The 19,005-nt window shown below is 54.1% G+C and carries 17 protein-coding genes; 10 read left to right on the forward strand and 7 right to left on the reverse strand.

Annotation, left to right across the window (positions count from 1 at the left end; all coding sequences use genetic code 11):
* Nucleotides 1-8: 8 nt before the first annotated feature.
* The 6 genes from vanZ to mnmA all read right to left on the reverse strand — a co-directional run bounded on the left by vanZ (nt 9) and on the right by mnmA (nt 5,123).
* On the reverse strand, nt 9-404 hold the full coding sequence (gene vanZ, locus HS100_00630) for a VanZ family protein (protein MBE7432396.1): 396 nt from the start codon (nt 402-404) through the stop codon (nt 9-11).
* Nucleotides 405-989 (reverse strand): exopolysaccharide biosynthesis protein, encoded by a 585-nt coding sequence (locus tag HS100_00635; GenBank protein MBE7432397.1) that lies wholly within the window; start codon nt 987-989, stop codon nt 405-407.
* 103 nt (nt 990-1,092) lie between these two features.
* Entirely contained in the window at nt 1,093-1,734 is a 642-nt protein-coding gene (locus HS100_00640; GenBank protein ID MBE7432398.1) for a DedA family protein, read from the reverse strand.
* Nucleotides 1,735-1,778: 44 nt separating this feature from the next.
* Nucleotides 1,779-2,057 carry a hypothetical protein gene (locus tag HS100_00645; protein MBE7432399.1) on the reverse strand — a complete coding sequence of 93 codons (279 nt, stop codon included), beginning with the start codon at nt 2,055-2,057 and terminating at the stop codon, nt 1,779-1,781.
* A complete protein-coding gene (locus HS100_00650; protein MBE7432400.1) occupies nt 2,054-3,964 on the reverse strand; it encodes a S9 family peptidase in 1,911 nt (636 codons plus the stop codon). Before HS100_00650 ends, HS100_00645 begins: the two co-directional genes overlap by 4 nt.
* Nucleotides 3,965-4,052: 88 nt before the next feature.
* Nucleotides 4,053-5,123: a tRNA 2-thiouridine(34) synthase MnmA gene (gene mnmA / locus HS100_00655; protein ID MBE7432401.1), complete on the reverse strand. Its 1,071-nt coding sequence runs from the start codon at nt 5,121-5,123 to the stop codon at nt 4,053-4,055.
* A gap of 90 nt (nt 5,124-5,213) precedes the next feature.
* Between mnmA and HS100_00660 the strand changes: the two genes are divergently transcribed.
* The 9 genes from HS100_00660 (at nt 5,214) to HS100_00700 (ending at nt 15,337) form a co-directional block, all read left to right on the forward strand.
* Nucleotides 5,214-6,803, forward strand: a complete 1,590-nt coding sequence (locus HS100_00660; GenBank protein MBE7432402.1) for an amidohydrolase — start codon at nt 5,214-5,216, stop codon at nt 6,801-6,803.
* Nucleotides 6,804-7,778 carry an ABC transporter permease gene (locus HS100_00665; protein MBE7432403.1) on the forward strand — a complete coding sequence of 325 codons (975 nt, stop codon included), beginning with the start codon at nt 6,804-6,806 and terminating at the stop codon, nt 7,776-7,778.
* Nucleotides 7,771-8,673: an ABC transporter permease gene (locus HS100_00670; protein ID MBE7432404.1), complete on the forward strand. Its 903-nt coding sequence runs from the start codon at nt 7,771-7,773 to the stop codon at nt 8,671-8,673. The genes HS100_00665 and HS100_00670 overlap by 8 nt, the downstream gene beginning before the upstream one ends.
* 81 nt (nt 8,674-8,754) lie before the next feature.
* A complete protein-coding gene (locus HS100_00675) occupies nt 8,755-10,437 on the forward strand; it encodes a peptide ABC transporter substrate-binding protein (GenBank protein ID MBE7432405.1) in 1,683 nt (560 codons plus the stop codon).
* A 296-nt stretch (nt 10,438-10,733) separates the two neighbouring features.
* Nucleotides 10,734-11,975: a sugar phosphate isomerase/epimerase gene (locus HS100_00680; protein ID MBE7432406.1), complete on the forward strand. Its 1,242-nt coding sequence runs from the start codon at nt 10,734-10,736 to the stop codon at nt 11,973-11,975.
* 43 nt (nt 11,976-12,018) lie between these two features.
* Nucleotides 12,019-12,498, forward strand: coding sequence for an S-ribosylhomocysteine lyase (locus HS100_00685; GenBank protein MBE7432407.1), 480 nt, complete (start codon nt 12,019-12,021; stop codon nt 12,496-12,498).
* A 7-nt stretch (nt 12,499-12,505) separates the two neighbouring features.
* Nucleotides 12,506-13,633, forward strand: coding sequence for a sedoheptulose 7-phosphate cyclase (locus HS100_00690; protein ID MBE7432408.1), 1,128 nt, complete (start codon nt 12,506-12,508; stop codon nt 13,631-13,633).
* Nucleotides 13,620-14,327, forward strand: a complete 708-nt coding sequence (gene ubiG / locus HS100_00695; GenBank protein MBE7432409.1) for a bifunctional 2-polyprenyl-6-hydroxyphenol methylase/3-demethylubiquinol 3-O-methyltransferase UbiG — start codon at nt 13,620-13,622, stop codon at nt 14,325-14,327. The genes HS100_00690 and ubiG overlap by 14 nt, the downstream gene beginning before the upstream one ends.
* 101 nt (nt 14,328-14,428) lie before the next feature.
* The gene (locus HS100_00700) at nt 14,429-15,337 is read left to right on the forward strand and encodes a UbiA family prenyltransferase (GenBank protein ID MBE7432410.1); all 909 of its coding nucleotides are present in this window, start codon (nt 14,429-14,431) and stop codon (nt 15,335-15,337) included.
* A 143-nt stretch (nt 15,338-15,480) separates the two neighbouring features.
* Here HS100_00700 and HS100_00705 read toward each other — a convergent pair whose 3' ends face one another.
* Nucleotides 15,481-17,172: a von Willebrand factor type A domain-containing protein gene (locus HS100_00705; protein ID MBE7432411.1), complete on the reverse strand. Its 1,692-nt coding sequence runs from the start codon at nt 17,170-17,172 to the stop codon at nt 15,481-15,483.
* A 200-nt stretch (nt 17,173-17,372) separates the two neighbouring features.
* On the opposite strand from HS100_00705, the gene HS100_00710 reads away from it, so the two are divergent.
* Nucleotides 17,373-18,971 (forward strand): alpha-glucosidase, encoded by a 1,599-nt coding sequence (locus tag HS100_00710; protein ID MBE7432412.1) that lies wholly within the window; start codon nt 17,373-17,375, stop codon nt 18,969-18,971.
* Nucleotides 18,972-19,005 lie beyond the last annotated feature (34 nt).

The following is a 19,005-nucleotide window of genomic DNA, read 5'->3' on the forward strand; positions in this document are numbered from 1 at the left end:
GAAGATTTTTATTTTATAAACCTCCATGCAATCCAACCCCCAACAAACGCACCAATATAACTTGCTGATAGATCCACCAGGTCAAACGTCCGTGCTGCAAAATACTGCTGCGAGAATTCTTCAGCGGCGATGGCCAGGATGAGGATCAGACTCACGGAAAGGGCAACCCGCCCCCGGCTAAGAGGGAAGCGAAAGAGAAAGGCTGAGGTGAGGAAAAAGTTGAGCAGTCCAAAGAGGATGAGGTGCCCGACCTTGTCTCCATTAGGAAAATCATACAGCTTGCGGACGCAGGGCGGAAACGCATCAAGGTCTGCGAGGACGACGACAGCGATGATAAAAAGAGTAAAAAGAACGGCGAGGTATTTCATGAAAAACAGGTCAGGGTTTGCCTGACCTGCCGTCATTTAACCAAGCAAATAACTGATGGACCAACCGCCGCCCGCGATGAGAAAGCCGAAGTAGGCGATGGTGGCAATGTTCGAGAAATGCCCCAAAACGACTGCGCCGCCGTCGCGCTCCATCATGCCAAGCGAAAGAAAGATAAGCGCCAAAGCAGGCAGGGTATTGCTGAATGGAATGAAACCAAATGGCGCCATGAGTAAAAGGGCGGCAAGGATGAAAGCCAGGTTATTAAAGGTGGTCATTTTGCCTTCGGCTGTAAGCCTGCTCAAACGGTGCGGCTTGCTGAGTTTTTCCACCCGATGCAGCCAGATAATGGCGCGGCGAAACCCGTCTGCCAGCTTGGAAGAAGAGAGCCTGCGGTGAGCGATGAATTTCGGCAACCAGAGATGACGGGCAAAGAGATGTGTGATACCGATCAGTAAAATCCCGGTGCCAAAGACGGTGCTGACACCCGGTATCGAAACCGGCACAAGGAAAATCAGGGACATGAAAATTGTCAACAACATCAGGCTGTCAGTTCCGACAATATCCATAATTTCCACCAGGGTCACTTCATCGGGTGGGAGTTTTTGAATGACCAGTTCCATTTTTTCCGCCAGGGTCTCTTGCTCGAGCAGAGCCTCTTCTGCGTTCGTCAGTTCAATATGGTCCAAGTTATAAATACCTCTTTTGCCTGCTGGTCTTCAATTCTTATAATGCCGCTTTTTTCTCATTGCGGTGCTTCGACCATTCGAGGACCATCGGCAGGACGGAGACCAAGATAATGAAGATGATGACCAGTTCAAAGTTCTTTTTGACGAAAGGGATATTGCCGAAGAAATAACCAAGGAGGGTAAAGACGACCACCCAGGTCACACCGCCAACGACGTTATATGTGGCGAAATAGGCATAGGACATACGCCCGATGCCCGCGACAAACGGAGCGAAGGTGCGCACGATGGGAACGAAACGGGCTAGGAAGATGGCTTTCCCGCCGTGTTTGTCGAAGAAGGCATGGGTCTTGTCAAGATATTCCTTTTTGATCCACTTGATGTTGTAAGCCCGCTCGCCTAGATAATGACCGATGAAGTAATTGACCGCGTCGCCGAGGACGGCCGCAACAATCAGCAGGCCTATCAAACCCCAGACATTGAACGAGCCGAGTGCCGCAAACGTCCCAGCGGCAAAGAGCAGGGAGTCACCGGGGAGGAACGGCATGATCACCAAACCCGTTTCTATAAAGATAACAACGAACAGGATGCCGTACGTCCACGCGCCGTAATTGACGATGATCTCCTGAAGATATTCATCGAGATGAAGGAAAAGGTCGATCACGTTGTTGATGAATTCCATTTATGTTTTGCTCGCTTTCAAGCCGGATTGACAACGGGCGGGGATTATACCCCGCTTTTCTCCTGCGGTTTGATGCGACTCAACCAGTCGCCGAGGATGAGAAAGGCGATGCTGCCGATCGCTCCGGCGCCGACATCCAGCGAGCCGACGGCGTAAAGCACAAAGCCGAACCACCAGCCTGCAAATTGTCCGAAGCCAAATCCCAGCACGCTCAAGAAGAGCGAGAATAGGAAACGCCAGCCCCCTCCTCCACGCAAGGCATGAAAAAGGGAGCCGAGCAAAAACGCCATCGTCAACCCGAGCACTATCACAGGGAGAGTCATGGATTAAGAAGTTTCGCGAAGAAATCGGTGATGGCGTTGTAGCAGGCGACACGGTTCTCGTATTTCAATACATCGTGGCCTTCGTTCTCGAAGACGAGCAGTTCGATTGGCTTGCCCCTTGACTTCAACTCGCGGACCAAATCCTCCGACTCTGCCGCCACCACACGCGGATCGTTGCGTCCCTGAATGACGAGCATCGGAGCAGTCATATTGTGCAGGTGGGTCTTCGGCGAGCGCTCCAGCAGGTCTTTTCGTTCTTCGGGTTTCTCCGGGTCGCCGATGGCAAGTTTGAAATACGGCTTCCATGTTTCGGGGATGCGCTCGGAGAAAGTGACCAGGTCGTACGGACCGAACATGTCGCAGGAGGCTTTCCACAAATCGGGGTGTAAAGCCGCCTGCATCAGCGTCATGTAACCGCCGTAGGAACGTCCGACCACTGCGGCGCGATTCACGTCGAGTCTTTTATCCTCCGGTAAAACCTTCGTCATTGCGTGGACATGATCAAGGCGGTCCTGCCCGCCCCAGTCGCGGTCGACGCGTTTCATGTAAGAGAGGCCGTAACCCGACGAGCCGCGGACGTTCGGCACGAAGACCGCAAATCCGCGCAGGGTGAGGAATTGGATCAGCGGCATCGAGAACCATGCGAAGTTCGGGCGTTCCTGGCTTTGCGGACCGCCGTGGATGTAATACACCACCGGGCGCGGACCTTTGTACCCGAGCGATTTCGCGGGAAGATAAAGTCGCGCAGAGACGCGCAATCCGTCATGGGTCGAGAAAGAAGCGTCCTCTCCTTTCGAAAGCAATTCTTCGGGGATTCCCAAAATCTTCTCGTTGGTGTGGCGGAACAGGTCCTTACGCCTTGCGCCTTCGATGGTGTAGATCTGCGTGGGAGAAACCGCCGTGGAAAACGAGACTGTGTAAATATCCTCCACCTTGTCGTGGTCGATATGTTCGAGCACGCCGCTCTCGAAAGGTTCCCTCCCGACCAGGACATGCTTGAGGTTCATTGTCAATTTGGATTCATCGAAGACGCCTTCGTACGCCCACGAGCAGCCGTCGATATTGTAGGTGATAATATAGCGGTCGCCTAAGGCGTGGGTAATGTTTTCCATTTCGCCGATGCCCTTATGCACAACGCCTTTCAACTTGACTGGCGTCATTACGCCGGGTTTTTTAAATTCGATGAAACTGAGGCTGTAGGCATCATCGAATACGGAAGATGTAACGATCGTGCCTTTGCCGCTCGGCGAGAAGACCGCGCCACCCAAGCCGTTCAATGGGACCTCCTCGCCGGGCTTGCGGTCCTCCATCAGTTTGCCATACAACACGCCCATTTGCCCCTTATTCCACAAACACAAAACACCGTCGCCCGCTGAATAGCCCGTGCCAAGCAGCAGGCGGTTATGATCCGAAGAGTGGTCCGCCACGCCGAAACCGAATTCGTTCTCGGCGACCAAGGTCAGTTTATTGGTCTTCAAATCGCCGCGATACAGTTCGTTCCAGGGCTTGTCGCGCCGTTCCGCCGCGAGATACACAATTCCCTTTTTCCTGTCGCACTCGCCCAAATGCACGCGATACTTCTCGAAATAATTATCGAAGGCTGGCTCGGGAAAACCGCCGTCCATGCCGATCAACATCGGCTGGTAGTTTTCGTCTCCGTTGCGGTCGATCATCACCAGGATCTTATTGAATTCCGGAAAACCATAGAACGAATGCCCGCCGATCAACTCCGGATTTTGAAGGGCAATATCGGGTGGAAGCAGCGGTTCCGGCACGCTCCCGCTGTGATACATGGCGTATAAACTCAAATGCCCCGAGAGGTTGCTCAAAAAATACACCCGGTCGTCGGCATATTGCGGCGCAACGAACAACCGGGCCGACATCAATGACTCAATTCGATAGTTCATACAATTCTCCTTGTATTCAAAGTAACCATCAACTTCATTTTCACGATAAATTATTCAACCACATTATTCTGGCTACGCGCAGAATCCTTTATTGGATGATACCACCGCCGAGCATTTTCTCCTCCACGTAAAATACCGCCGCCTGACCCTTCGTCGCATCCCGCACAGGCGCATCGAACGTGACCTTTGTCTGGTCACCGTCCATGGGCATTACCCACGCCGGAACCTCCTTCGCCGTGTAGCGAGTTTTCACTTCCGCCCGAAACGGCCCGGGTGGAATCTCCCCGCTCACCCAGTTGACATTATGTGCGATCAACTCTGTCGTACCCATCTGCTCCTGTGTGCCAACGATTAACGTGTTGCGTGACGCGTGTTTTGTAATCACATAAAGCGGTACAGGCGTAGCAACTCCCAATCCCTTGCGCTGACCGATGGTGTAATTCGCCAACCCATTATGCCTGCCTATCACGTTTCCATCGAGCGTTTCAATTGCCCCAGGCTTCAACATCTCCGGCGCATTACGCTGAAGAAAGTTCCGGTAATCCTCCCCAGCCAAAAAGCACAAGTCCTGCGAGTCTTTACGCGAAGCTGTCGGCAAGCCAAATCGCTCGGCAATTGCCCGAATCTCGGATTTGGGATGATCCCCCACTGGAAAGAGCGCATGCTTCAACTTTTCCTGTCCCAACACATGCAACACATACGACTGATCTTTCAAGTGATCCACCGCTCTAAATAATTCACTCTTTCCTCTTTCATATTTCTTTATCCGAACATAATGACCCGTCGCCATAAACTCCGCCCCCAACGCCAGAGCATGATTCAATAAAAACGTCCAGCGGATCTGGCGGTTGCAGATCAGGCACGGATTTGGTGTCCCGCCCTCCGCATACCCATCCAGGAAATATTGCACCACCGTTTCCCGGAAGACATCCTTCGCATCCACCACATAAAACGGAATGTCCAAAATCCCGGCCACGCGCCGCGCCTGTGCCATCGAGTCGGGTGTACAACAGCGGTTCGAGTCCTCTTTGCCAGGCTCGCTCCACAAACGCAGCATCATACCGGTCACATCGTAACCCTGTTCCTTCAACATTGCCGCCGCGACAGACGAATCCACGCCGCCAGACATGGCAACGACCACTTTCCGGTTCTCGGTCATGGGCGAAATTATATACCAGACAGGATGTTTCTCTTGCCCGCACGTCTTAGATAATGTATTATCAAGCCATACATCACAAGGAGCTGAGACATGGTTACCCCGGCAGATTTCATCGTCGAGAACGCGAAGGTATTTACAAGCAACAAGGACATGCCGCAGGCCGAGGCAGTGGCTGTCAGGGGTAATCGCATCGTCTTTGTGGGGATGAATGAAGGCGCAAACGTTTTTAAAGATAAAAACACGCGGGTTATTGATGGAAAGGGGCGCACCGTCACGCCCGGTTTCATCGACTCGCATTTTCATCTGTTGTGGGGGTCCATTTCGATGGGCGGGGCGCAGCTGTACGATGTAAAGAATCTGGATGATGTAAGAAAAGTCCTGCTGACATTCGAATCGGAAAATAAGACCGCTGACTGGGTGGATGGGCGCGGTGTAAAGTACGACATCATCCATGACCGCCACGAATTGGACTCCATCATCGTGGATAAGCCCATCTACATCAACGCCTACGACGGTCACACATCGTGGGCGAATACAAAAGCCTTGGAACTGGCAGGCATCCTCCAGCCGGGGAAAGAAGCGGAAGGCAACGGGGTCATCGTCCGCGACGAGAATGGAATCGCCACCGGCGAACTGCGCGAAACCGCGATGGGGCTGGTTTCGGATCTGATTCCCGAGCCGGGCGAAGCCCGAAAACGCGAACTACTAAAAATGACGATGGCGCGCATGAACGCCTGCGGTGTCACCAGCGTCCATAACATGAACGGCGACATGGAAGAACTGATGACCTATGCCGCCGTCGAAGATGCGGGCGAGATGACGGTGCGGGTTTATGAACCTTATCACGTCAAGCCGGAGACGACCGAAGATATGCTAAAGGAAGCCGCCGAAATGGCAAGGGTCAAGGGCGAATTCGTGCGCGGCGGCGCGGCAAAATTCTTCATGGATGGTGTCTGGGAATCGTACACCGCTCTCACCGTCGAGCCGTATGACGATAATCCGGACGCCAAGCCCGAAGGCATTTATTCGCTCGAGCATTTCACCCGCATGGCGGCGCTGTGCGACAAAATGGGATTGCAGATCTTCGTTCACTGCTGCGGCGACGGCGCGGTGAGACGAACACTCGACGGGTACGAAGCGGTTCAAAAGTCCAACGGGAAGCGCGACAGCCGCCATCGCGTCGAGCATATCGAAGTGATTCATCCGGATGATATCCCCCGTTTCAAGCAATTGGGGGTCCTGCCGTCGATGCAGACCAGTCATTCGCCCTTCAGCCTCAAGGAAGGGGATGTGTGGCCCACACGAGTCGGGACAGGACGCTGGCACTTGTCGTTCGCATGGCGCGAAATTCTAAATGCAGGCAACCAGATCGCCTTTGGGAGCGATTGGCCTGTTGCGCCGTTCGATCCGATGATCAACTTGCATGTAGGGTTGAACCGCGAAAAATGGGATGACAGCAATCCATCTCAAAACCTGACGCTCGAAGAACTGATCATAGGTTACACCCGCGACGCGGCGTATGCAGAATTCATGGAAAACGAAAAGGGACAGCTCAGGGAAGGTTATCTTGCCGATCTCGTGTTGTTCTCGCACGACCTGTTCGCGCTAGACCCGAAGAACATCATGGAAGCAAAACCGGCCATGACCATGGTGAACGGCAAAATCGCATTCGAGGCGTAAATGAGAACCTACGCCCTGCGCAGGTTATTACAAACCATTCCCATCCTCTTCATCATCAGCATTTTGTTGTTCCTGATGGTGCGCGCCGCGCCGGGCGGTCCGTTGACCGCCGCGCGGCGCAACCCGAATATTTCCAAGGAACAGCTCGAAGCCATCGAGGAACAGCTCGGGTTGAACGATCCCCTGCCCGTCCAGTACGGCAGGTGGCTTGGGGGAATGTTGAACGGAGACCTCGGCGAGTCGATCAAATTCCGCCGTCCGGTTTCGGAGATGATCAGTGAACGCGTACCGAACACATTGATTTTGGTCGGCGCATCGTTCCTTGTAACATTGCTGTTCGCCATCCCCATCGGTATTCTTTCCGCGCGCAAGCCGTATTCGCCCTTCGATTACACGATGACGACCGTCACGTTTGTCGGTCAGGCAATTCCGGTCTACTGGCTGGGGCTGGGACTGATCGTCATTTTTTACGTCACGATAAAAAATCCGTTTACAGGCGATCCGCTTTTCCCCGTCGGCGGGATGAACTCGCGCGGGCGGGAAGGCGATTTGTTGGATACACTCTGGCATCTCATCCTGCCGGTCACCGCATTGAGCCTGGGATGGATCGCCTGGTATTCGCGTTTTCTGCGGTCAAGCATGCTGGATGTACTGCATGAGGATTACATCCGCACCGCGCGGGCGAAGGGGCTCGCGGACCGCTGGGTGTATTACAAACACGCGCTTCGTAATGCGATCCTGCCCCTGGTGACATTGATCGCGCTCGACCTGCCGAGTTTGTTCGCAGGCGCGCTTTTTGTGGAAACCATCTTTTCCTGGCCCGGTATGGGACGACTCTTCTGGGATGCGGCGAAAGGACGCGATTACCCGGTGCTGCTCGGCGTTGTCATGCTGACCGCCATTCTGATCATCGTCTGCAATATCATTGCAGACCTCGCATACGGATGGCTCAATCCGCAGGTGAAATATGAGTGAGATCGAATCCACTCTCACCATTCGCGAGCAAAGCATGGCAGCCCTGATCACGCGCCGTTTCTTCAAACATAAACTGGCTGGCGTTGCGATAGCGGTTCTCGCGCTGCTCGTTCTGTTCTCGGTTCTTGCCGACCTTACTCCATACAGGCCGACCGATCAGAATCCGACCCAGATGTTTCAAAAATCCAGCCCCCAACATTGGTTCGGCACGGATGAACTCGGACGCGACGTTTTCACGAGAATCCTGTATGGCGGTCGAGTCTCTCTTTCCGTCGGTTTGATATCAACGTTTTTATCCATTTCGCTGGGAGTCCTCGTGGGCGCATTGAGCGGATATTTCGGCGGTTGGATCGATTCCGCGCTGATGCGCATCACAGACGCCTTTCTGACCTTCCCCACCATATTCGTGCTGATCCTCCTCGGCGCGTTTTTACGCGAACAACAGTTGTACATTTTGCAAAACAGCGTGTTCGTGGTGATCATTATCATCGCCGCCCTATCATGGATGTGGCCTGCCCGCCTCGTGCGCGGACTTTTTCTCGTCCTGCGCGAAAAGGAATTCGTCTCTGCTTCGCGCGCACTGGGTGGAAGCAGCGCCCGCATCATCCTGCGCCATATCCTGCCGAATTGTATCGGACCCATTCTCGTGAGCGGGACTTTGCAAATGGCTTCCGCGATCATCACGGAATCGGGCTTGAGTTATTTGGGCTTCGGCGTCCAGCCGCCCACGCCAACCTGGGGAAGCATCCTGTCGACAGCGCAAAACCAGGTTTTCCGCGCGCCCTGGCTGGCATTCTATCCCGGCTTGATGATCTTCATCACCGTCATGTCGATCAACTACATCGGAGATGGTTTGCGCGACGCGTTCGATCCGTATGTGATTCATACGGAGTGAGTGGGTCGGGCTTTCAGCCTGACGATTACAATGCAGGAAAGTCCGGCGGGTTACAAACCCGCACTACAAAAAGGAGAAGAGATGAAACTCAAACTGTTCAAACTGTTCGTTATTTTGGGGCTCGTCCTCAGCGGATGCGGAGGCGGGGGTGAAGAACCGGCATCCGGCGGAGGCGGAGGCGGGACGGCCGTCCTCATCCTGCCCGAAGAACCGACTACATTGAATTTCTATCTTGCAGATGCGGCAATCGTTCGGCAGGCGGCGGACGCCACTTCGATGACGGGCCTGGTCACCATCGATGAGACCGGAAATTTTGTGCCGGTGCTGGCGGAGGGATTGCCCACGATCTCGGATGACCACCTCACCGTGACATGGAAACTGATGGCTGACCTGAAATGGTCCGACGGCGAGCCGCTGACTTCGGATGATGTGCGCTTCACAATCGAGGTGCTTTCGAACCCGAACTCCGGCGCATTGGTCGGCACGAGCGGATTCGATTTGATCGCAAACGTCGAAACACCCGACGATCTGACAACCATCCTCACCTACTCCGAACCCTATCCCGGTTATCTCGATCAATTTGCCTACGGTTTATTCCCGCGCCATGCCACTGGCGCCCCGGAGGAAATGGCAAATTGGGAATGGAACCGCGCGCCTGTAACGGCTGGACCGTTCATCGTCAGCAATTGGGAATCAGGCAAACGCATCACGATGACTCGCAACCCGAATTACTTCGAAGAGGGAAAACCCTATCTCGACAGTATCGTATTCGAGATCGTACCCGAACCTGCTGCGCAAACTGCGATGATGTTGAATGGGGATGGTCATGTTCATTTGTGGCCCGGCGAATTCAAAGTCGATTACGATGAATTATTGAAGGGAGTCGCCCAGCAATATCTCATCCCCGGCATCTGGAATATGGCGATCGATTTCAACTTGAGCGCGCCTTTCGACGGCAATCCGTCCGCCGCTGCGCCGCACCCGATCCTGGGCGATATCCGCGTGCGACAGGCGATCGCTCATGCCATCAATTATGACTCGCTGCAACAGGATGTCTTGCAGGGAAGCGTCGGCGATTCGACCAACCCGTTCGCTTACGGCTGGTACAAGTGCGATCTTCCGCGTAAGTACGGTTTCGATGTGGAAGCCGCGAACAAATTGCTGGACGAGGCCGGATGGGAGATGGGCACTGACGGCATCCGTGTTGCAAAAGGCGCGATGTACGCAGAGGATGGAACCCGCCTCTCTCTTGAACTTCAAGGATATACGGCCTTCGACCCGCTGCAACTTACCGAGGAGTTCATCGTCGAGAACCTGAAAGCCGTCGGCATCGAGGCGCGCATCCAGAACTATGATTTCTCGATCATCTTCGGCACATTCGAAGATAACTCTCCGCGCATGATCGGCGATTACGACATGCTGATCTTCGACCGCGGCTTCACCACCGAGCCGCAGAGTTACAACTTCGACGCCTATCATTCCTCGCGCATCCCCGGTGCAGAGAACCCCACCGGCGGTAACTACTTCCGCTGGGTGAACGAGGATGTGGATGCGGCGCTCGAAACCGCCGGTACAAGCTTCGACATCGAAACCCGCAAAACCGCGTACTGCGAAATCGGTCAGGCGGTGATCGACGACCTGCCGCAGGTCTATCTCTATCTCTTTCAGGATAATTACGGCATCGCCGACAGCCTTGAAGGGTATACGCTCAACACCTGGGGCAGCATGAGCTGGGGCGTGCAGAATTGGAAGTTTAAGCAGTAAAATATTCCCGGAAGTTTCAAGCTCGGGAGTTCCAAACAGAGAGTCCGAAGTCTGGAGACTTCGGACTCCGTTTCTTAACCCAAGCGACAGCCATCGCCAACAGATAAGAACTCCACCATGTCGTTTTGTGGCGAATGTCTTCACCGATCCCCATGGAAGGAGCGTTGTGTATGAATCTTTGCAAATAGGAAAGTCCAATACTTCACAAGCGATGGTAAAATCGCGAATTGCCAGCCGGAGGCGAAAGACCTCTGCCTGCCCCCAACCGGACAGGTTTTCTGTTTGGAGCGTTTTGAATGATCAAACTCAGTTACAGCACATTTGGCTTGACCAACCTCGATTTCCTGCGATCCATCGAAGAAGTGGACAAGGCAGGCTACCCCGGCGTAGAACTTTCCTTCCACCGCGACCAGTTCAACCCCTTCGATATCACAAATGAATATCTTGCCGCGATCAAAAAGAAACTGGAATCATTGGAAGTGACTGCCGCCTGTGTTTCGACCGCATCGCATTTTTTCACTCCACAGCGTCCGCATGAACCTTCGCTCATGAGTCCCGACCTCGCCGGGAGGAAACGCCGCATCGACCTTGTGAAGCGCGGGATCCACGTTGCCCGGGCGTTGGATGTGCCCCTCGTCACGTTCGGAAGCGGCTTCATCCGCGATGAGCACGTCAGTAATCCGTCGGTCGATCCGCGCGAATTGCTCGTGGACAGCGTCCATCAATGTTTGAACGAATTGCGCGATGACGAAGACATCACGCTTCTGATCGAACCCGAACCCGGCATGTACATCGAAACGCTGGAACAGGGCATGAGCTTGGTGGACGAAGTCGGCTCCAACCGCTTTCAACTGCACCTTGACCTGAATCACAATTACTGTTCCGAGACGAATTACCTCGAAGCCCTGGGCAGGGCCGCGAAACGCGCCAAATTCCTGCACGTATCCGATTCACAGGAAGGCTACAACTTGAAATTGGTCAAATGGGCGGACGGCCTCAAAATGGATTTGAACTTCGCCAGGTATCTGATCTACTTCCCCGAATCGGCAGATTACCTTTTGGTAGACTGCGACCACCCGATTTACTTCCACGACGAACTGCCAGATGCAAGACAAAAGAAACGCATCGAATCGATTCTTGGCTCGGTAAACATTACCACCGACCCCGCCTTCGTGGACTTTAAAAACCTTTACGCGGGTCAATCCCCATTCGAGAGCGAGATTTTCGTTTATCTCATCTCCGTCCCCGGTTTGACCTACGACGTGCTGGAACGCGCCCGTCCGATCATCATTTACCTACGAAGCACCAAAGACAGGAACGGTAAACTCTTGATGGATAAAATGGTCGCGAACACCCTGACAGGCATCGTCCACTTTCATGAGATTCCCGGCGAAGGGACGATGGATTTCGCCGCAAGTTTCAAGGCGCTGACCGACAATGGCTTTTCAGGGTATGCGTCCGTCGAACTGTATCATCACGTCGCCTCCTGGGAAAAGGCTTTGAACGATAGTTACAAACATTTGTCGCAATTTGTGTAAACCATGATCGCGCCCTACGCGCGTGAATATATAGGAGAGAGTCATGATGGATTTTGCCCAACTCGGCTGGGAGGCTGGGACGGTCGGGGAATTGGACCACCGCCTGCTGAAGGCTCCGCACGTCAAATTACGCGCCGCAACGCCGGGACCCTCCGGCGACGTGGTGTATTCCGTCGACCTGCGCATCAATGAGCCGAATTCCGTTTTTCTTTCGTCCACCGAAATGCACTCCTTCGAGCATTTTCTTTTATGGGGCTTTCAAAAATACATGCCGAAAAATTTCATCTCCGTCGGCCTGATGGGATGCCAAACAGGATTTTATCTCATCCTTTTCAACGAAGGGCGTATGCAAGCTGTCCATGACGTGTATGAAAAAATATTGAACGATGTTCTCGCCGCAAGTGAAGTGCCCTACGCCAACATCGCGCAATGCGGCAATTACAAGAACCACAGCCTTGAACTGGCGCAGGCGCTTGCCAGGCGTGTTTTGGAAGCGAAATCCAATTGGAGACAGGTCATTTAGAGTAAGAATGAGCAAAAGACGAGTCACATATCAACACACGATCGAATACGAGGTCATCAATACCTCGAACCTGTTCCATCCGCAGAATTGGGCGCTTCTCTCGGTGGGCCGAAAAGAAGACGCCCGCCGATTCGTGGTGGTGGACGAAAATGTGGAGAGGCACTTCTCCGCCGAAATTCGAAACTATTTTTCACACCATCACATCGAGGCGAAGATCGTCACCTTTCCCGGCGGCGAAGAGAACAAGACCCTGGAACACCATCTTTATTTTTTGCGTGAATTGGATTCCTTCCCGATCCACCGCAGGGACGAACCGATCATCGCCATCGGTGGCGGCGTGCTGACCGATGTGGCCGGCTTTGTGGCGGCAAATTACCGGCGCGGCGTCCCGCATATCAAAGTGCCGACCACGTTAATGGGATATGTCGACGCATCGATCGGCATCAAGACCGGGATCAATTTCAACGGGAGCAAGAACCGCCTCGGAGCGTTTCATCCCCCGCAAAAAGTCCTGCTCGATAAATCCTTCCTGAAGACCCTGCCGCGCCGTCACATCCTGAACGGGGTATGCGAGATCATCAAACTGGCGGTCATCAAAGATGCGGGATTGTTCGACCTGCTCGAGATTCACGGGGCGCGAAGCGTCGATGCGCATTTCCAGGACGAGATAGGCGGCGTCATCCTTGACCGTGCAATCGATGGAATGATCGATGAATTACAGCCCAACCTATTCGAAGAGGAATTGGCGCGCAAAGTGGATTTCGGGCACACGTTCAGTTACGGCCTCGAAACCCGCCACGAAGCCCATCTATTCCACGGCGAGGCGGTATTATTCGACATCCTCCTCTCGGCAGTGATCGCGAGCGGCAGGAATCTATTATCGGACGAAGAGACGGAGCGCATCTTCCGCCTGGTCGTTTCGTTGGGATACGAACTCGACGCCTCGCTTCTGGACCCGGATCTGCTATGGGCTTCGCTGACGGAGCGCACCTACCACCGAAACGGACTCCAGCGCGTCCCAATGCCGCGCGGAATCGGGGATTGCGTCTTCCTGAACGATATCAAAGCGGACGAGATCGAGTTCGCAGCAAAGAATTTAGAGGATTGGATCGCCATAAACTATGACCACGTTTGATAACGCCGACAACAGGGAAATCGACAAGTTCGACCGGGTCTCGCAAATCTGGTGGGATCCCAAAGGCGAGATGGGAACGCTCCATACCATCAACCCTTTGCGGACGAAGTTCATCATGGAGGGGATTGCGACTCCGAACCCAAAAATCCTGGACGTGGGATGCGGGGGCGGAATCCTCTCTGAGGCGCTGGCTAAAGCCGGGGCGCAAGTGACAGGCCTGGACCTGTCCGAGGCGTCGCTTCAAGTCGCTCGAAGACACGCTCAACAACAGGGATTGAACATCGACTATCGTTACGAAAGCACCGAAGAATTCGCCGCAAACCATGCGGGCGTGTTCGACGCGGTTGCCTGCATGGAAATGCTGGAGCATGTGCCGGAACCCGGCAAAGTGGTGGCGGCTTGCGCCCAAGCGTTGAAGCCGGGCGGATTCGCCTTCTTTTCGACCATCAACCGCACACCCAAGGCATTTTTGTTTGCGATAGTCGGCGGCGAATATATTTTGCGCCTTTTACCCCGCGGCACACACACGTACTCGAAATTGATCCGCCCGGTTGAATTGAAAGCCTGGAATCGCGAAGCCGGTTTGGAGTTCGTGCGTCTCGCCAGTCTGATGTACAATCCCCTCGCCCGCAGTTGGAAGGTCGCCCCAGATAAAGAAGACGTGAACTACATGGCGCATTTCAAAAAGAAATAATTTATATGTCACTGCAACGGGGTCTGTGGCTCCACGATGCGGTCCTTTCAAGAGATCGCATCGCCCCCGGTTTGCAATGACATGATTTGTGGAGACAATCAATGAAACGTTTCTTCGCGCTATCCCGCACCACACACGGCGTATTGGATATCGCCCTGCCCGGCTTTGTCGCATTGTTATGGCTCGGCGCGTTTCCCCCAATCCTGACCATCGCCGTATCGCTCTTCACCGCGTTCGCGGCATACACCGCCATCTACGCCCTCAACGACCTCGTCGGCGTCCTTGTGGATAAGGAAAAATACGCGCAGGGAATAAACGCCGGGTATTCCGTCGAAGCCTCCGACTTGCGTTATCCGCTCGCGCGGGATATCCTGCCATACCGAAGCGGCATCCTGTGGTTCGCGGTCTGGTTGGCGCTCGCGCTTGCAGGTTCTTATTATTTGAATCCGTTCATCGTGGTCATCCTCATCAGCGCCGCGATACTCGAGGTCATCTACGTCCTGTTGCTCAAAGTGACCTACCTGCGCACCTTCGTCAGCGGACTGGTCAAATCGAGCGGACCGATCGCCGCCATCTACGTCGTGGACAATAACCCCGCGCTCCCAATGGTTTTGCTCGTCCTCGCTTGGGTCTTCGTCTGGGAGATCGGCGGGCAAAACGTCCCCGCTGATTGGAACGATACGGCCGAGGACAGGCGCGTCAACGCTAAAACCATCCCGCTTCAACTTGGGACCCAAACAGCGGGAGTCATCGTCCTGATCACACTTGGATTAACCGTCCTCCTCAGCCTTTTCCTCCCCCTCGCCTCTCCCCTTAATTTGGGCTGGTTCTACAGCCTAGCCACAGCCGCTGCCGGAGCCTTTTTACTGCTCAAACCCGGCTATGATCTTTACCGCCGGCAGACCGAAGGACGCATGGCGGCTAAACTCTTCGATAACGCCAGTTTCTACCCGATGGCACAGTTGGTCATCATTACCGCGTTTGTGCTGATTTCGTTTATAACAACGTAGGGGCGACCCGGCAAAGTCCGATAAGACCTTGGGGCGCAATGGAAGGGTCGCCCTTTGTCAAGACGATTTGATATCCGATACGGGGCGACCCTTTCGGGCGCAACGATGTTATTTCAGATGCGGACGGGTCGCCCCTACAATATTTACCACAACCGACGAGCCATCTTCACCAAATCCACAAATTCCTCCATGTCGTCGTCGCGGCGCAGATCATCTTCTATACGGCGGGCTTCGTCGTACACGTCGTCAAGCGAGCTGTCCTCCGCCCAGTAACTGCCTTTCAATATCTCGGCAAATTCAGCGACCACCACAGCACGCTGAAAATTCGGATCGGTTTTGCGGAAGTCGCGTTCGAGTTGGTCAGCGTAGTAATCCTGTGAAATCTCCACGACCTGATGCGTATCGGGGTCTTCCCAACGCATGTAGACGGTGGCGATCTTTCCGTAGGCATCGGGATACAACTTGACCTCGTACAGCGCCGTCACAGAATGACCCGCCCCGATCTCGCCCGCGTCCACATCATTGTCGCGGAAGTCTTCATCTGCCACATCGCGGTTTTCGTAACCGACGAGCCGATAGTTCCTCACCACATCAGGATTGAACTCCACCTGCACCTTGGCGTCCAGTGCAATGGTCTGTAATGTTCCTGTGATCTCATCGACGAATAGTTTGCGGGCTTCATCGCGGTCGTCCACGTAGGCATAGAAGCCGTCGCCGTTGTCTGCGAGTTGCTCCATCAGCGTGTCGTTGAAATTGTCCATGCCGAAGCCGATGGTGGTGAGCGTGATGCCCTCTTCGACAAAATGGTCGATCTCTTCGAGGATGGCATCGGGTCCGGTCTCGCCGACGTTTGCCACCCCGTCCGAGCAGAGGATCACTCTGTTGATTCCATCCGGATTGTAGCCTTCCATTGCCATGCGATAGCCGAGGCGCAGACCGGCTTCGGCGTTGGTCGCGCCTTCAGGGCGGAGCGAATAGATGGCGGAGAGAATCCGTCCGGATTGCGAACCGGGTGTCGGGTCCAGAACGATGCGCGCCTCCGATCCATAAACAACGATGCTGACCGTATCATCGCGATGAAGCTGCTCGACGAGCATTTCGAGCGATTGTTTGACCAAGCCCAGGCGGTTGTCCATGTCCATGGAGCCGGAGACATCTATTACGAAGGTCAGAGACGCATCTTTCCGCTCCTCGTCCGGGACCTCGTATCCCTGAATCCCGATGCGGAGCATGTCGTAGCGTTCGGTTTGGGTGAAGGGCGAAGGTCCGCCGTCGATGTAAATGTTGAAGGTCTGATGCTCGGATGGAAGTTCATACCCCTGATCGAAATAATTGATGTATTCCTCCACGCGCACAGATTCGGACGGCGGAAGGAAACCGTCGTTGAGATAATTCCGCATGACGGTGTACGAGCCGGTATCCACATCCAATGCGAACGTGGAGAGGTTGTCGTCTTCGGTATCAATGGACGGGTTGACTCCATAGTCTTCGAAGAACATGTCGTACGGTTCGTTGTTTGCGTTTGCAGTGGGGGCCGGGTAATTGCCGCCTTGCGGAATGATGGAAGCGGGTTGTTCCTCCATGGGAGCGGCTTCCGTGGCGGCGGGAGCGTAATCGTAGTATTCGGCCTCTGTTGCGGGGGCTTCGGTCGCTGGCGACCCGCCGCATGCGGCGAGAAACACCAACAGGAAAACCGCACAATAGCCAAAGGCTTTGCGTAAGGTGTTCATTTTCTCTTCTCCTAATTTGGAAAATATTGTCTTGGGTTTGCGCATGAGAGCGCAAACTGCGCGGACGAATGGAAGACCAGCAGGCGGCGTCCGGCTGTTCTTCATGGGGCGGGGTGATGTCAGGTCATGGGACCTCCTTTTGCGGGAATTAGCCGCTTTGGATGTTAGAGAACGTCCTCTACTCACGAATTGTTTTTATAATGGACGTATCGCCTGCGGGGATTGTTCCCCCACTCGGACGATCTAAATCATTCTGCCATAATGCGGAAGCGATTTCACCATACTGGAGAATTGTTTTATCACCAATGGGCATCCCCTGGTATCACAAAACGACGATCTATCAAATCTATCCGCGTTCGTTCATGGATTCGAACGGCGACGGCATTGGCGACCTGCAGGGCATCATCCAAAAACTGGATTACCTGAAGGATATCGGTTTCGAGACGATCTGGGTCTCCCCTTTCTTCGCCTCACCCCAACGGGACTTCGGTTACGACGTCGCGGATTATCTCTCGATCGCCCCGGAGTTCGGCTCGATGGAGGATGCCTTGCAGCTGATCGAAGAGACGCATCGGCGCGGCATGAAGATCGTCTTCGATCTGGTCCTCAATCACACCTCCGACCAGCATCCCTGGTTTTTGGAGTCGAGGTCTTCGCGGGATAATCCCAAGGCGGATTGGTATTTGTGGCGCGACAAGACTAACAACTGGCAGAGCATGACCGGCGGCTCCGGCTGGCATTACGCCGGGGAACGCGGACAATATTATTGGGCGAGTTTTCTCCCCTTCCAACCGGATCTGAACTGGCGCAACTCCGAAGTTAAAAAGACGATGTTCGACATCGCCCGCTTTTGGCTCGACAAAGGCGCGGACGGTTACCGCCTCGACATCTTCAATACCATTTACAAGGATGAGGAATTCCGCGACAATCCCTTCGCATTCAAGTTTGCGCCAACGCCGAACGATCCTTCCGGGTTTCTGCAAAAAGCAAAATATTCGCAGGACCAGCCTGAATCCTTCGACCTGGCAGGAGAATTTCGAACTTTGACCGACGAGTTCGGCGAAATCCTCACCGTCGGCGAAGTCGCTGCTGCGCGGGATGTCGTGCGCAAATATGCCGGGGAAGAAACAAACGATGGGCTGACCCTCGTCTTCGATTTCGAGATGCTGCAATTCAAATTCACGGCGGAATATTTCCGGAAATTGATTCGAGATATCGAAAAACATTTCCCGCCGCCATTCATGCCGGTATATGTCTTCAGCAATCTCGATAAAAGAAGAAGCATTCACCGGCTGGGAGACGACTTCCGCAAGGCGAAACTGCTTGCCATGCTTCAGTTCACGCTTCGAGGCGTGACCTGCACGTATTACGGCGAAGAGATCGGCATGACGAATCTCAAACTTCCATTCGCGACGGCGCTCGATCCGATTCCGCGCAAATACACCGCGATCCCGCGATTCATTTTCGATTGGTTTGATGTGACCGTGAACCGCGATGAGGTCCGCACGCCGATGCAATGGGACGAGTCACAGAACGCCGGATTTTCTGCGGCAAAAAAGACCTGGCTGCCGGTGCATCCGAATTATCCAACGGTCAATGTGAAGCGGGAAAACGCGGATGAAACTTCGCTCCTGAACACGTTCAAACGTTTGCTGAAATTTCGCCGGGAAAACATCGCGATGCAGGAGGGGACGCTGGAGATGTTGGGCGGATTGCCGGGAAATGTGCTGGGTTACGCGCGAAAAACACAAAGAGAAAAACGCGTTGCATTGTTGAATTTCGATGCGCGGGAAAAAGAATTCGAGTTCGAGGCATCCGAATGTCCTTTCAAGTTGACGGGCGGCGAGGATATAAAAGATAAAGCCGTTCGTTTGAACGGCTTTGGCGGGATGATTCTAGCGTAGCTCACAGAAGGGCGACCCTTTCTCGCGCAATGAG

It is taken from the genome of Anaerolineales bacterium, from assembly GCA_015075725.1.
Taxonomy (GTDB): domain Bacteria; phylum Chloroflexota; class Anaerolineae; order Anaerolineales; family Villigracilaceae; genus Villigracilis.